Here is a 14,191-nt window from a genome sequence, read left to right on the forward strand (position 1 = left end):
GCTCCTGGCCGGGCGAAGAACGGGTCAGCAGGCGTCTCTGCTGTGACACCTCCCGCCGAGACCCGGTGGCAGGCCGAGCCGGTCGGGGATGCCGCCCAGCCAGTGGCCGAAGTCCTGGATCGTGTTCACCGCGTCGTTGAACGGCTTGTGCAACGGGGCCATGGCGTAGAAGTCCTGCGGCACCCCGGCCAGGTCGTAAAGCCCCTTCGCGATGCCGTACGCCACCGGCAGGACCACCCGGTGCGAGGCCCATTGGCCGAACCTGACGAACTGCTCGCGGACGTAGACCTTGTACTCCTTCCCGCGGTGCGTCATCTCCGAGAGGATCGCGCACCCCACACCCATGATCGGAACCTCCAGGCATCCCGCGAGGGTGTGGCCGAAGAGGTACGAACCGAACGTCTCGCCCACGTCGTTGACGTACGTGTTGAAGTCCGGGTTGCGCCGCATCTCGTCCAGTGACGCGAACGGGCGCCGGGTCCTCGCCATCGAGATCTTCGCCGCCATGGCCCTGGCCTGCGCGGCGGCCTTCTTCGCGGCCGCGAGCCTGTCCTGCATGGCCTGGATCGCCCGCGCACGGGCCGCCTTGGCCGCCGCGATCGCCCGGTTCTTCGCCGCCTCCGCCCGCGCCTTGGCCGCGATCATCCGCTGCATGGCCGCCTTCGCCGCCGCGGCACGAACCCTGGCCTGCGCCTTGAGCTGCGCCGCACGCTGGATCGCAGCCTGCTGCGCGTCGCCCTCGTCGCCCATCGGGTTCCACGACAGGCCCGTCGGGTCGGTGAAGCTGACCGGGCTGTTGTTGGCGTAGGCGTAGGCGTTCAACGCCTGCGGCTCGTCGGGGTTCACGATCGGGTCGACCGTGGTGAACCGGCCGGCGTCCGCGTCGTACTGCCGCACGCCGACGTCGGTCAGACCGGTGGTGGTCTGCGCGCCGAACAGGAAGCCCTGGTTGTTCGGCCACGTCGCCGACGCCGACCGCACCTCGCCGAACGGGGTCTGCCGCCGTTGGGTGACGGACTGGTCGGACTCGGTGATCGCCACGTTCGCGGTGCCCTGCTCGTCGGTGACGAGCCACGTGACGCCGCCGAGGTTGCGTTGCGCGACAACGGAACCGCCGTAGCTGTAGAACCGCACCGGCTCGACCGTGCCCGTCGCCTTGACGAACCGCAGCTGCATGTTCGACAGGTGCAGCGTCGTGCCGGCGGCGTCCGCGCTGACGAGCCGGTTGCCGTCCGCGTCGTCCACGAAGGACGAGGTTCCGGCGGTGTCGGCGGACGCGGCGAGGTTGCCCTCGACGTCGTAGGTGAGCGTCTGCTCGCCCTGCGCACCAGGCCTGGTCTTCGTGTTGCCCACGCCGTCGTAGGAGTACGACGCCGTGCGCTTGCCGGTGTCGTCCTCCGTCGTGGTGGACGTCAACGCGTGCGGCTTCTCCTTGCCCGGCAACGGATAGGCGTACGTCGTCTTCACGTCGCCCTTCGTCGTGGCGTGCTGCACGCGGGACGTGCGGTTGCCCACCGGGTCGTAGCCGAACGACTGCCAGTACGGCGCCGGTCCACCGAGCACGGCGGCGCTGACCGCGGTGGTGCAGTCGCCGGACTTCGGCGTCCACGCCTCGGTCATCCGCTGCAGGTGGTCGTACTGGAAGCACTGCGTGTCGGCGCCGTCCTGGGTCTTGGTGACGTTGCCCGCCGCGTCGAACGAGTTGCGCACCTGCGACACCAGCGGATCACCGGTCTCCTTGGTGGTCTTGGTGACCGAGAGCCTGCCGTCGTCGGCGTAGGTGAAGCCGGTCTCCACCATCTTGGCGGTGTCGCTCGTCGCCATCGTGTACACGCCCGGCTGTCCGAGGTTCGTGTACTGGGTGCCCGCGACGTAGGTGGTCTCGCCGCCGGTGAGACCGATCTTCGACTTGAGCACCTTCGGCTGACCCTGGTCGTCGTAGCCGTACTCGATCACCTCGGTGTCGAGCTTGCCGGCCTTCGGGTAGGTGCTGGTGGCGAGGCTGCCGTTGGACTTGTACGTGTTCTTGAACTCGTAGGTGCCCGCGAGCTTGCCCAGCGGGGTGGCCGGCGTCTCCGGAACCGTGATCTTGGTTCCGGTCGGCTGGTACCGGCCGTCGTACCCGGTGATCTCGGTCTTGAACGCCTTGCCGTCCTGGAACCGCGTGGTGCTCGCGACCTGGCCGTTGGCGACGGTGTCGTAGGTGACCGCCGAGCGCTGCGGTCCGGTCTCGCTGCCCTCGAAGACGCCCTTCTTGCGGCCGAGCTCGTCGTAGGTGTGGACCAGCTTGCGGCCCAGCGAGTCGGTCACCGAGGTCTTGTCGGCGGCGTTGTTGTACGTCACGACGGTCGTGCCCGAGTCCGGGTCGGTCTCGGACGTCCGGCGGCCGCGCACGTCGTAGCCGTAGCGCCAGGTGTTGCCCGCCGGGTCGACCACGGTCTCCTGCTGGTTCTTCTTGGTGTAGGTGTACTTGGTGCTCTCGTAGGCACCGGTCGGCTGGCCGCCCTTGTACTGGCGGAGCTCGACCTTGCGGTCGCGGTTGTCGGTGACCGTGGAGGTCGCGATGCCACCCTTGGGCGGCGTCACGTCGACCCGGTCGCCGCCGTAGCGCGTCGTGGTGCGGGACTGCTCCTTGCCGTAGGTGTTCACGATCTGCACCACCGGGCGGTCGGCCGCGTCGAACGTCGTCACCTTCTGGTTGATGATGCTGTTGTCCGCCAACGCCACGAACAGGCTGGTGTTCGGCGCGCCGCTGACCGGGTAGCCGGGGTTCTGCTTGGTCACGCGTCCGGCGTCGTCGTAGATGGTGTCGCCGATGATCCGCACGCCGGTCGGGCCCGGCTGCTGCGTCTGCCGCGGCCGCGCGAAGCCGTCGAACAACGCGGTCGTCGTCACGTACCGGACGTCGTCGGGGTGCAGTGACTCGCTGGTCACGGCGACCGGCGCGCCCTCGCGGATCTGGTAGCCGAACCTCGCGTGCGGATCGGCCTTGCCCTTCTCCCGGCCCGGCTTCCACACCGCCGTCAGCCTGCCGAGCCCGTCGTAGGCCTGCGAGGTGACCTTGCCGTTGGCGTCCGTTGTGGACAGTTCGGCGCCGGCCCACGCCGGTTCCAGCGCCGTGGCCGTGGTGTGGCCCAGCGCGTTCGTCTCGGTCACCTTCGTGACCGGGCCGCCGACCTCCGGGCTGTAGGCGGTGGTCGTCTTGGCGCCGCGGGCGTCCCAGGCCTCCTTCTCCCTGCCGTGCGCGTCGTAAGTGGCGCGTTCGATCGTCTCGTAGCTGTAGACGCCGCCCTTGAACGCGGAGATCTCCTCCGTGCGCGTCACGTCACCCTTGGTCGGTGTGCCGTCGTCGTAGTACGTACGCACGTCGCTGACGATCTCGTCCTCGCTGGTCGGCTCCTTGTCGCAGGACAACGAGTAGACGCGCTCGCGTGCCTCCAGGCCGATCAGCCACACGCCGGTGTTGCTCACGTGCTCCCAGCGCGTGCACTGGTCGTCGTCGGTCCTGGCCTCGTCGCCGAGGTCGTTCTGCAGCAGCGTCACGCCGGTCTTGTCGTCGTACTCGGTCCTGCGCAACGTGCGCTGGTAGCCGCGGCCGCCGTCGAGCGCGACGCGGTGCCGGACGACGCCTTCGGCCACGAACGCCGCGTTCGTCGTGATGCCCTTCACCGTGCGCGAGGCGGTCGGGTTCGACTGCCACGGTTCGAACAGCTCGGCGGAGATCTCCGTACCGCCCGGTCCGGTCAGCGTGCGCTTCTCCCGCGCGATGCCTTCCAGGCCCGCGGTGTCGGCGACCTTGCCACCGGTGGCGTCGGTGATCACGACGCCCGTGCGCTTGTTGTCACCGGGCAGCCGGTCGCCGTCCATACCGCGGAAGTACGTGGTCTCGCTGTACCGCGCGCTCTCGCCGGTGCCCTCGGTCGCACGCACCTTCTCGTAGCCGCGCCACGAGCTCCACGTCTTGTACTTCTCCGGCGCGAGGCCGTCGTCCTCGGCGAAGTGCCAGGCACCGGGACCGAGGTAGTCGTAGGTCGTGGTCTTCACCGGCGCGAGGCCGGTGTGGTCCACTTCGGACACCGCCGTCGCGACGTACTTGTGGAAGTAGTCGATCGCCGGCTCGGTCTGGCCCGCCCTGGTCCAGTACGCGGGGTGGCAGCGCAGGGTGTTGTTCTCCGGCGCGCCCGGCATCTTCGAGCCGGCCACGCACTCCGGGTCGGAGTAGGTCACCGAGATCTCGCCGCCCAGCTCGGTGCGGATGTCGTTGACCCGGAACCACTTCATCAGCGGCGCGGACGAGTCGAAGCCCGCCACCCGGTTCGGCATCGCGACACCGGAGAACCGCACGTCCGGCAGGTCGACCCGGTCGCCGAGCAGGCCGGCGTGCTTGATCCGCTCCAGCCACAGGCCCGCCCGCGTGTTGTCACCGGGCACCGGGTAGCTGTGCTGCAACGTCCACTCGTCGACCTTGCGGCCACCGGAGAGCGTGGTGACCCGGCCGAGGCGCTTGGTGCCCCAGAACGTCGGCGCGCCCACGAGACACGGGGTCTTGGTGCACTCCAGGTCCCACGGCACGTCCTTCCACGTGGTGGCGTCCTTCGTGCCGCAGTTCGCGTCGCAGCGGTCCGCGGTCTCGAACGTCACCTGCGCCGGCACCGCGCCGAACTCCGACTCGGTGCGCGTGCCGTAGTCGATGCGCGTGAGGTAACCGGCGCGCACGTAGTCGACGGCGTTGTTGACGTCGTTGCTCTTGGCGTACTTGTTGGTCTCCTTGGTGTACCACAGGGACATCGAGTTGCCGTGCGGGTCGACCACGTAGTCGAAGTTCCACCGCCACGCCTGGTTGCACGAGGACGCGGCCCAGGTCGCCTGCCGGCACGGTTCGTCCGCGTGGTTGCCGTACACCGGCACGGTGAACACCGACTGCGTCTCCGGCTTGCCCTCCGTCCAGCCGGGGATGCGCTGGCGGCCGAACCAGTGCTGCACGCCGTCCTGGTCGGTGACGACCCAGTGCTCGCCGTTGTCGTCGCCGTTCGCGGCACCGGTCTTCTTCTCGATCCGCATGCCGGACTCGGACTTGGCGTGGTAGCCGCCCTGCGCGTCCTTGATCAGCTCGGTCGTCCTGCCGCCCAGCGACAACACCGCGTTGTCGGAGAACCAGCAGAGATCGCTGCTCTTGGTGGTGTTCAGCGCACCGTTGCCCATGTCGTCGGCGCACGTGCGGTACGAACGCTCGATGTAACCGGTGGACAGGTCGAAGCCCTCGCCGATCCACGACGGCTGGTTGTTCGTCGCCGCGGTCATCCCGTCCACGGACTGCGCCGAGTAGCCCAGCGCCAGCGACGGCGCCGGTCCCTCGATCGACGGCGGCACGCGCAACGGGTAGCTCCAGGTGAAGTCGCCGGACGAGCCACCCGCCTCCCACTTGCTCGACGCCTTCACGTCCGTGGCCTTGAAGTCACCCGTGCCGCCCTCTGGCGCGGACGCCAGCGCGACCATGGCACCGGACGGCGCCTCACCGGTGACGCGCGTGCCGTCGTTGGACGAGGCCAGCGGCACCGCGGCGCACTCCGCCTTGTCCGGAGTGGACAGTGCGCAGTCAGGCAGCGACACCAGGCGCAGCCGGTTGCCGTAGTCGGCGCCGAACGCCGTGCGGAACTTGGCGTAGTCGAGCGTGACGGTGGAGGTCTTCTCCTTGGCGGCGCCCAGTTTCACCACCAGCGGGAAGCTTCCCCTGCGCCCCAGCACCTGCGCGCCGACCGGCACGAGACCGGCCCGCGCGGTCACCGCCTCCGTGCCCGGCCACACCGGCGCCGGCACGGCCGTCCGCGCGGCTTCGTCATCCGCGCCGTCCTTGAACGGCAACGGCGTCGCGTCCCTGCCCTGCACGAGCGGGTGTTGTTGTGCGGTCTGACGTTGATAGCCCGGTGCCGCGGACGAGGCCGCAGCCGTGCCTGCCATGAGCACCGGCACGAGGCCGAGTGCCAGGGCGAGTTTCCATCTGGACATCGAGTTCCCCTGTTCTCGATCAGTTCTGGTAGAGCGCTGCCACGTCGAGATCGGTCGGCACCCCGGCGAAGACGCGGACGTCGTCGATCCCGCCGCTGAAGAAGTCGTAGTTCTCACCGACCCACTTGCCGCGGCCGATCACGAGCGGCTTGACCGACTCGAACGTCATCGGCGCGCTGGCCGTGGACTCCAGCTGGCCGTTCACGTAGAGCCGCACCTGTTTCGCGCCGGGGTCGTACACGCCGACGAGGTGCGTCCACTGCCCCAGTGCCACCTCGTTCTGCGAGAACGTGCGGTACTGCGGTGGCACGTCCCGGTCGGAGTCCATCACCGCGAACGCCCACTTGTTCCGGTCACCGGCGTACTGGAGCCAGAAGGGACTGCTGCGATCGGCCTCCTGCGTCACGGCCGCCTGCCAGATCCAACTCGCCTGGTCCATGCGCACCCACGCCGACACTGCGAAGCCCGTCGTGGTGCGCACCGCCGGTCCCGTCGTCGTGCCGAAGGAACCGTTGGCGTTGAGCGCACCGCCGGACCCGCGCGTGGTGCGCTGCCACTGTCCCGCGCCGAACGTGACGTCTCGGTGGAAGTCCGTGGTGTCCGTCATCGTGCTGCCGGACGGCTCGTCGAACGTGTACTCCCCCACCATGGTGAGCTGGTTCGCGAGCTCCGTGACCTCACTGAGGTAGACGCGGCGGTTCCACACCTGGACGTCGGCGATCTCGCCGGCCCAGTTCTGCGCGTTGACGCCGTTCCACTTGTTGCGGCCGAACACCAGCCAGCGCGCGGCCGTCCACGGCGCGTTCGGCGCGGTCTTCTCCCCCGCCAGCCGTCCGTTGACGTACAACGAGAGCTTGTGCGTCGCCGCGTCGTAGGTGCCCGCGAGGTGCGTCCACACCTGCATCCTCGGCTCGTCGGGCGCGGTCACGAGCGTCACCGGCGCGTTGTCCGTGTCGCTCTGCGGCATGCTGAACGCCCATCGGCCCGCGTCGTAGCCGAGCGCGAACCCGCCGACCCGCGTGCCCTCGTGCGCGACCGCGGTGGCGGTGCCGCCCTGCGCCGTCTTCTTGACCCACGCGGACACGCTGAAGCTCTCCGCGGTGTTGATCACCGAGGAGATCACCGCTTCGGAGTCCTGCGCACCGGTGAGGCTGAGCGCGGTGGGGCCGTCGTAGATGCGACCCGCACTGCCGAACGTTCCGTTGTGGACACTTCCGTCCCAGTGCCCCACCGAGCTGTGGAAATCGGGGCCGGACTTCTCGTCGAGCTTCCACACGCCGGCGGGCGGCAGGCCCGAACCGGCGCGGAAGTCGTAGTGCGCCACCTCGGACCGGTTGCCCGCGCGGTCGACCGCCTGGACGTAGACGGTGTTGCTGCCCCGCGATTCCGGCGTCACACCGGCCGTGGCGGTACCACCGACCGCATTGGCGGGCACGAAGTCCGCGGGTGGATTCGCGACACCGTAGTAGTAGCCGACGACATCCGCGTCAGCGTCGGCGAACGTGAAGGAACCGGAGATGCCGACACCGCCGTGGATCTGCCCGTCCGCCGGGTACCGGCCGTCCTCGGTGCGGATGGCGGGCGGCACCGGTTTGGTCAGGTCGACGACGAACTCGCAGAACGCCGACTTGCCGCCGGTGTCCCACGGATCCTCCGACTGGCTGTGGAACGCGAGCGGCGCACCCTCGGCAAGCGCTTGCGGCACGTCGTACTGCGCAATCGCACCCGACGGGATGTTCGGCACGTTCACCCAGTTCCACGACTTGAACTCGCCACCGGGCGACCAGCGCTCGCCGTAGCCGAACCAGACCTTGTGCACGTGACCGTCGGCGTCACGCGGCCGGGCCCGCAGAGTCGGCGTCGCCGTGCCGATGTACTGCGTCTGCCCGTTGCACGCCTTGCCCTCGACGCTGAGCTCGTCAGGCACCTCGGGGATGGAGTTGTACTCGACGGTCAGCGCCGTGCGCTTCTCGTCGAACTTCTTCCAGGCGGTGTTGATGAGCCGCTCGCCGTCGCCGTTGGCCCGCAGCCCGAGCGTCAGCGTGCCGGAGCTCGCGCCCTCACGGGCCGCGACCGCGACGGCGTCGTTGTTCCACTCGCCGTAGACGCCGGTGTTGCGGCAGTCGCTGTTGTTGACGCCCGCGAGGTAGCGGTTCCAGCTGCCCGAGTGGTTCTGCCAGGTGGTGCCGGCGTCGACCGCGCCCACCACGTACAGGTCGGTCCAGCTCGCCGAGCACGAGTAGGTGTGCTTGAGGTAGCTGCTGAACCACGACCGCAGGATGTGCTTGCCGCGGAACTGGCCCAGCTGGAAGGTGAACATCGACCGGTACCGCTCCCAGCCGTCGTTCGAGTCCTCGACGTAGCCCACCTTGGCGCCCTGGTCGCGGTCGCGGGTCCAGTACGGCGTGGTGACGTGCCGCTCGTTGATCATCGTCCAGTTCGCCGGGCCGACGTCGGTGCCGGGCGGCGCGGCCATGACCGCGACCTCGCCGCTGGTCAACGCCTTCTCACCGGCCGGAGAGGTCGGCACGTAGGTGGTGCTGACGCCTTCCGGGCCGACCTTGGCGATCAGGTCGACGCCGGGCCGCACGTCGCGGTAGGTGGCGGTGTCACCGCTGAGCACCGGCTCCGGCAGCGTCCCGGGCGCGTTCAGCAACGTGGCACCGACGGCGTAGAGCGGGCCGTCGCCGCCCGCGGACAGCCGCGTGGCCTTGGGCACGGCGACCGGCTCGACGCCCTTGTCGGTGCGCCGCAGCGTGGTGTCGATGGCGCGCCATTCGCCGTTGACCCGCATGCGCACCGGTTGCGAGTTGATCTTGGCGGTGAGCGTGCCGGACGGGTTCGCGACCACCTCGGTCGTCTCGGAACGCAGGCCGGCCACCTCGACCGGCCTGCCGAACCGCTTGGCCGCGGCGAGCGCGGCGGTCTCCGTCGGCAGCTCGGCCGGAGCCGCCTGCGCGGCCGGCACCGGAACGAGCACACCGGCGAGCAACGCCAGCACTGTCAGGGCTGGTCTTCTCAGCATGTTTCCCCCAGCTGAACACGGACCGGGCAATCCTTCACACACCTCCGCCCACCAAACGTTGCGAAAGCGTTGAATCCGCAGGTCAGAGGCGGTATACCTCTGATGACTTAGGGGGTCACTGGGGATGGTCTCGTTTGGTGTGCTGGGCGCGGTCGACGCCCGGATGAACGGATCGGCGCTGGATCTGGGACCGGCGCGGCAGCGGGCCGTGCTCGGGGCGCTGCTGATGAACGTGAACGAGGTGGTGCCCGCCGGACAGCTGCGCACCCGCGTGTGGGGTGACCGGCCGCCGTTGCGCGCGGGGAACACCCTGCGCACGTACCTGGCCAGGCTGCGCGTCGCGTTGCGCGACGCCGACGGCTGGTCCATCGAGCACCGGTCGGCCGGGTACGTGCTGATCACCGATCAGTCCGGTGTGGACGTCCACCTGTTCCGCGAGCTGGTCGCGTCGGCCCGCGCGGCGGACGACGAGCAGGCCGCCCGGCTGTTCGGCGAGGCGTTCGCGCTGTGGCGCGGCGAGCCGCTGTCCGGTTTGGACACCGAGTGGAGCGAGGCGCTGCGGCAGTCGTTGCACGCCGAGCACCTCGCCGCCCGGCTCGACCACCACGACGTGCAGCTGCGCCGGGGCAAGCACACCGAGCTGCTGCCCGGCCTCGCCGCGCTGGTCGAGGAACACCCGCTGGACGAACGCCTGGCCGCCCAGCACCTGCTCGCGCTGTACCGCAGCGGCAGGCAGGCCGAGGCGTTGCGCGGCTACGAACGGATCAGGCGGCTGCTGCGCGAGGAGCTGGGCGTCGATCCCTGCGCCGAGCTCACCGGCGTGCACCAGCGGATTCTGCGGACCGAACCGGCGCAGGAACCGCCGCGTGTCGTGCCGCGGCAGCTGCCGCCCGCGCCGAGCGGGTTCGTCGGCCGGTCGGACGAGCTGGACGGGCTGACCGAGGCGTTCGACCGGCACGACGACGGCGTGTTCATCGGCACCGTCGTCGGGCCCGGTGGCGTGGGCAAGACGTGGCTCGCGTTGCGCTGGGCGCACGACCACGTGGCGCGGTTCCCGGACGGGCAGCTGTACGTGAACCTGCGCGGCTACACCAAGGGCGAGCAGCCGGCCACGCCGTCGTCGGTGCTGCGCGCGTTGCTGCAGGGCCTCGGCATCACCGGCCGCGCCGTGCCCGCCGACCTGGACGGCCAGGTGGCGCTGTACCGGTCGACCATCGCCGACCGCCGGATGCTCGTGGTGCTGGACAACGCACGTGACTCGGCGCAGGTCGCCGACCTGGTGCCGGGCACGCCGTCGGTGGCGGTGCTGATCACCAGCCGCGACCGGCTCGCGGGGCTGGTCACCACGCACCACGCGCGGCCGGTGCCGGTCGGGCTGCTCGACGCGACGTCGTCGGGTGAGCTGCTGGCGAGCGCGCTCGGGCAGCAGCTCGTCACCGCCGAGCCGCACGCGGCGGCCGTGGTGGCGCACCACGCGTGCGGGCTGCCGCTGGCCGTCAGCATCCTGGCCGCCCGTGTGCTGACCGGTTCGTCGCACGACCTCACGGAGCTCGCCGGCGAGCTGCGGGACGCCTCGGCGCGGCTGGACGTGCTGGAGACCGGTGACATGACCGCGGATCTGCGTGCGGTGTTCGACTCGTCGCACCACGCGCTGCCCGCCGAGACCGCGTTCGTGTTCCGGTTGCTCGGCGTCTGCGGCCCGGACATCACGCTGGACGCGGCCGCGAACCTCACCGCGCTGCCGGTGCGCGAGGTGCGCACCCGGTTGCGCGTGGTGGAGTCGGCGCACCTCGTGCGGCAGGAGCTGCCCGGCCGGTACCGGGTGCACGACCTGATCCGGTTGTACTGCCAGGAGCAGACGCCGCGAGCGGAAGCGGTGGCGGCGGTGCGCCGGCTGGTGGACTTCTACCTGCACACGGCGTTCGGTGCGGACCGGTTGCTGGACGCGCACCGGCCGACGATCACGCGGCTCGTGCCGGAACCGGACTGCGTGCCGAGCGTGCTGCCGGACGAGGCGGCCGCGATCAGGTGGTTCACCGACGAGCTGCCGAACCTCCACGCCGCCCAACGCGGTGCGGTCGACCACGGGATGTACGACCACGCCTGGCAGCTCGCGTGGGTGATGCACAACTTCCACCGCAAGACGGGCAGTTTCCACGAGAACCACGACACCTGGCAGCTGGGCCTCGTCGCGGCGAACGCCTCCGGCAGCCGGTCCGCGCGGTCGATGGCGCACCGCTACCTGGGCCTGACGCTCGCGCAGCTGAAGTCCCACCAGGACGCCATTTCGCACCTGCACCAGGCGCTCGCGCTGGCCACCGAGACCATCGACGTCGCGCACTCGCACTACGCGCTGACGCAGAGCTACGACGTGCTCGACGACCGCGAGTCCGCGTTGCGGCACGCGCGGGAGACGTTGCGCGCCTACGAGGGACTCGACCTGCCGGTGGAGCGGGCGCACGCGAAGAACGCGCTGGGCTGGTGCCTGGCCCGCACCGGCGACCTCGCCGGGGCACGGGAGCACTGCGAGGCGTCGCTGGCCGAGCACCGGGCGATCGACTGCCGGCCCGGTGCCGCGTCCTCGTTGGACAGTCTCGGCTTCATCGCGATGGAACTGGGCGACCTGCCGGCGTGCGTGCGCTACTACGAGGAATCGGTTGAGCTGTACGAGGAACTCGGCTCACCGGGCCTGTGCGCCGAACCTCAGGAAGCGCTGGGCAGCGCCCTCGCCGCTTCGGGTGATCTCGCCGGGGCGCGCAGGGCGTGGCTGGCGGCGCTGGAGCTGTTCCGCTCGCAGCGCCGCACCGCCGACGCCGAACGCGTCGAGAACCTGCTCAGCGCGCGTTGACCCAGCAGTCCGCAGGCAGGTCCGCGCCCTCGCGCAGGAACACGGGAATGCGGCTGAGCGGCGCCGCGACGGTGACCGTCCGGCCGCCCTCGTGCACCTGGCCGGTCCACGCGTCGGTCCACTGCGGACCGCTGGGCAGCCGCACCTGACGTTGCCTCGCGCCGTACGCGTACACCGGCGCGACCAGCAGGTCCGGCCCGAACAGGAACTGGTCGTCGGCTTCCCAGGCGCTCTCGTCGTCCGGGAAGTCGACGAACAGCGGCCGCATCGGCGGGATCCCGCTCCGGCTCGCGACCCGCATCTGCGCCAGCACGTACGGGCGCAGCCTCTCCCGCAGCCGCAGCATCGCGGTGATGTGCTCGTAGGCCTCGTCGCCGTACGACCAGACCTCGTTGGGACCGCCGGTCTTCGCGGGCGTGAACGGCATCCAGGGCAGGCGGGTGCCGTGCAGGCGGAACAACGGGCAGAAAGCGCCGTACTGGAACCACCGCACCATCAGCTCGCGGAACTCCGGCGAGTCGGGGTCGCCACCGGTGAAACCGCCGATGTCCGTGGTCCACCAGGGAATGCCGCTCAGCGCGACGTTCAGGCCGGCGCGGATCTGGCGGCCCAGCGCGTCGAACGTCGAGTCGATGTCACCGGACCACAGGGCGGCGCCGTAGCGCTGGCTGCCCGCCCACGCCGAGCGGCACAGCGAGATGATCTCGGTCTCGCCCTCCTGCCGCATGCCGTCGTAGAAGGCGCGGGCGTGGTCGGCGGGATAAGCGTTGATCACTTCCAGGCCGGGCCCGTCGTGCGTCAGCAGGTTCGCGAACGTGCCGGGCCTGATCTCCGGCTCGCACGCGTCCAGCCACCAGACGCGGATGCCGTGGCGGTAGTAGTTCTCGCGCACCTGCTGCCAGACGAACGCGCGGGCCTCGGGGTTGGCGGCGTCGTAGAACGACACCCCGATCTCGGCGGCCACGCCCTTGTCCGGCCAGTCGGCGTGCACCGGCGGTCCCTGCTCGGTCGCGATGAACAGACCGCGTTCCAGCATCGTGCGGTAGTGCTCGGACAACGGGCTGACCGACGGCCACACGGAGACCATCAGCTTCACGCCGAGCTCGTCGAGCTCCCGCACCGCCGCGGCCGGATCGGGCCACTCCTGCGGGTCGAACCGCCACTCGCCCAGATGGGTCCAGTGGAAGAAGTCGCACACGATCACCGACAGCGGCAGCCCACGCCGCCGGTACTCGCGCGCCACCTCCAGCAGTTCCTCCTGGGACCGGTAGCGCAGCTTGCTCTGCCAGAACCCGGCCGCCCACTCCGGGAACTCCGGTGCGTGGCCGGTCACGTCGGCATAGCGCGACAACAACGCGGCCGGCTCCCCCGCGCTGAACCAGTAGTCGATCTGCCGCGCGCTGTCGGACACCCAGCGGGTCGCGGTGCGGCCCAGCTCCACCCGGCCGACCGCGGGCGAGTTCCAGAGCAGGGCGTAGCCGCGGTTCGAGACGAGCAGCGGAATGCTCACCTCGGCGTTGCGCTGCACCAGTTCCACGACGGAGCCCTTCTGGTCCAGCAGGCCGTGCTGGTGCTGGCCGAGCCCGAAGAGACGTTCGCCCTCGTAGGCGCGGAAGTTCTGCTCGACGCGGTGGTAGCCGTTGCCGGTCGAGGTGAACAACCGCGGCCCGGGCCACCAGAAGTGGATCGGCTCCTCGGCAAGCAGCTCCTCTCCGGTGTCGTCGCGGACGAACCGCACGACGCCGCCGCCCAGCTCGACCCGCAGGTTCCCGTTGACCAGCACCGCCCTGTCCACGCCGAGCTCGCACTCCGTCACGTCGACCGGAGGGTCGAGCAACGCGCCCCGCACGTCATCCCGGACGCCGTTCAGACCGACCCGGACGCGGACGCTGCTCTCGCCCCACGCCTCGACCAGGACGACCTGGTGACCGTCTCGCCACTCGATGCCGCGGGGCACTTCCCGGAACGTGCTCATGCCATCGGAATCGAAGCGCTTCGACTCTCGTACGTCAAGCCTTCACGGCCCAACGACGAGGGGAGCCTCCCTCCACAGCGGAGGAAAGCTCCCCTCGTCACTCAACTCAGGCCCTGCGGCGTCGTCCCGTCAGGAACAGGAACGCGCCACCGAGCAACATGGCCAGACCCGTGGCCAGCCAGGCCCACACCGACGCACCGGTCCAGGCCAGCGGCGGTGCCGGTGGCTGGGGCAGCAGACCGGCGTCGAGGGTGAGGTCGACGCGTTTGTCCTTGCCGAGTTTGACGACGTGGGTGCATCCGGTGGCCGGGTCGGCGTCGGAGTCCTTGCCGTCGTC

General features: G+C 70.2%; 5 protein-coding genes. 1 reads left to right on the top strand and 4 read right to left on the bottom strand.

The window, feature by feature from the left end; all coding sequences use genetic code 11:
* Positions 1 to 24: 24 nt before the first annotated feature.
* A complete protein-coding gene (locus tag ACWEIJ_RS37805) occupies positions 25 to 6,006 on the bottom strand; it encodes an RHS repeat-associated core domain-containing protein (protein ID WP_449842071.1) in 5,982 nt (1,993 codons plus the stop codon).
* Positions 6,007 to 6,025: 19 nt separating this feature from the next.
* On the bottom strand, positions 6,026 to 9,031 hold the full coding sequence (locus tag ACWEIJ_RS37810; RefSeq protein ID WP_449842072.1) for a LamG domain-containing protein: 3,006 nt from the start codon (positions 9,029 to 9,031) through the stop codon (positions 6,026 to 6,028).
* Between the two features lie 124 nt (positions 9,032 to 9,155).
* Between ACWEIJ_RS37810 and ACWEIJ_RS37815 the strand changes: the two genes are divergently transcribed.
* Positions 9,156 to 11,879, top strand: a complete 2,724-nt coding sequence (locus tag ACWEIJ_RS37815; RefSeq protein WP_449842073.1) for a BTAD domain-containing putative transcriptional regulator — start codon at positions 9,156 to 9,158, stop codon at positions 11,877 to 11,879.
* On the opposite strand, the gene ACWEIJ_RS37820 is transcribed toward ACWEIJ_RS37815, so the two are convergent.
* Together ACWEIJ_RS37820 and ACWEIJ_RS37825 are read right to left on the bottom strand one after the other, a co-directional pair.
* A complete protein-coding gene (locus tag ACWEIJ_RS37820; RefSeq protein WP_449842074.1) occupies positions 11,866 to 13,854 on the bottom strand; it encodes a glycoside hydrolase family 31 protein in 1,989 nt (662 codons plus the stop codon). The two genes, ACWEIJ_RS37815 and ACWEIJ_RS37820, sit on opposite strands and share 14 nt — an antisense overlap.
* Positions 13,855 to 13,960: 106 nt before the next feature.
* Positions 13,961 to 14,191, bottom strand: a 231-nt coding sequence (locus ACWEIJ_RS37825) for a hypothetical protein (protein ID WP_449842075.1), incomplete at its 5' end; no start/stop codon positions are given.

The sequence above is a fragment of the Lentzea sp. NPDC004789 genome, assembly GCF_053601075.1.

Bases quoted from the DNA above. Each gene is read 5' to 3' on its own strand.
- ACWEIJ_RS37805 (WP_449842071.1), bottom strand. From the start codon at position 6,006: ATGTCCAGATGGAAACTCGCCCTGGCACTCGGCCTCGTGCCGGTGCTC.
- ACWEIJ_RS37810 (WP_449842072.1), bottom strand. From the start codon at position 9,031: ATGCTGAGAAGACCAGCCCTGACAGTGCTGGCGTTGCTCGCCGGTGTG.
- ACWEIJ_RS37815 (WP_449842073.1), top strand. From the start codon at position 9,156: ATGGTCTCGTTTGGTGTGCTGGGCGCGGTCGACGCCCGGATGAACGGA.
- ACWEIJ_RS37820 (WP_449842074.1), bottom strand. From the start codon at position 13,854: ATGAGCACGTTCCGGGAAGTGCCCCGCGGCATCGAGTGGCGAGACGGT.